Below are 1,084 nucleotides of genomic sequence, written 5' to 3'. Positions count from 1 at the left end.
GTGGCTGGCCACAGGCCTCCAGGCTCAGCGGTTGCACGTGGTCCTCCAGGTTGGCGTAGGGCTGGTCGGGGTCGCTGCGCGTGAGGGCGCCCAACTGGCTGGGCGCCAGGCTGATGGGGCCGGTGCGTTTGAAGGCGTACTCCAGGCCTATCTTGGCCTTGCCGAATAACGACTGAACCTGGGTGTTGAGTGTGGTGGTGTTCTGCACTTTGAATACGGCGCGGATCTGCAAGTGGTCTTGCAGGTTTTCACCCACACCGGGCAGGTCTTTCTGCACCGCAATGCCAAGCGCTTGCAGTCGCTGCGCAGGCCCCAGGCCGGAGAGCTGCAGGATCTGCGGCGAGCCTATGGCGCCCGCGCACAAAATGACCTCAGCCCTGGCCGTGGCGTCCACCATGCTTTGCCCATCCCACACCTGTACACCGGTGCAGCGCAGGGGGCTGGTGGCGCTGGCGGGTGTTATCAACAGCTTGGCTACGTGGGCGCTGTTCCACAGCTCGAAGTTGGGCCGGGCATAACAGGTGGGGCGCAAGAAGGCCTTGGCCGTGTTCCAGCGCCAGCCGGCTTTCTGGTTGACCTCGAAGTAGCCCACACCTTCGTTGTCGCCGCGGTTGAAGTCGTCTGTGGCGGGTATGCCGGCCTGCACGGCCGCCTGCGCAAAAGCATCCAGCACGTCCCAGCGCAGGCGCTGTTTCTCCACCCGCCATTCACCACCGCCGTTGTGGTGGCGCAGCAGCGTGCGGTACAGGCTGCCGTCTTTTTGCATTAGTGCAGGTGTCACGCCGCGTGCGCCGTGCACCGCGCTGGCACCCTTGTGGTGGTCTTCGTGCAGCATGAAGTAGGGCAGGTTTTGCTCCCAGCCCCATGTCGTGTCGCCCAGCAGTTGGCCCCATTGGTCATAGTCGCGGGCTTGCCCCCGCATGTAGATCATGCCGTTGATGCTGCTACAGCCACCCAGCGTCTTGCCGCGCGGGTAGCGCAGGGAGCGGCCGTTGAGCCCGGCATCGGGCTCGGTGTTGTAAAGCCAGTCGGTGCGTGGGTTGCCAATGCAATACAAGTAGCCCACCGGGATGTGGATCCAGTG

At 64.2% G+C, this 1,084-nt stretch carries 1 protein-coding gene; it reads right to left on the bottom strand.

Annotation, left to right across the window (positions count from 1 at the left end; all coding sequences use genetic code 11):
- A partial coding sequence (locus AC097P_RS24760) for a GMC family oxidoreductase (RefSeq protein ID WP_479613067.1) occupies window positions 1–1,084 on the bottom strand: 1,084 nt, incomplete at both ends.

It is taken from the genome of Rhodoferax sp. ZS1R8, from assembly GCF_056521325.1.
Note: the sequence above shows the minus strand (reverse complement) of the source record. Positions and strands in the feature narration are given on the sequence as shown.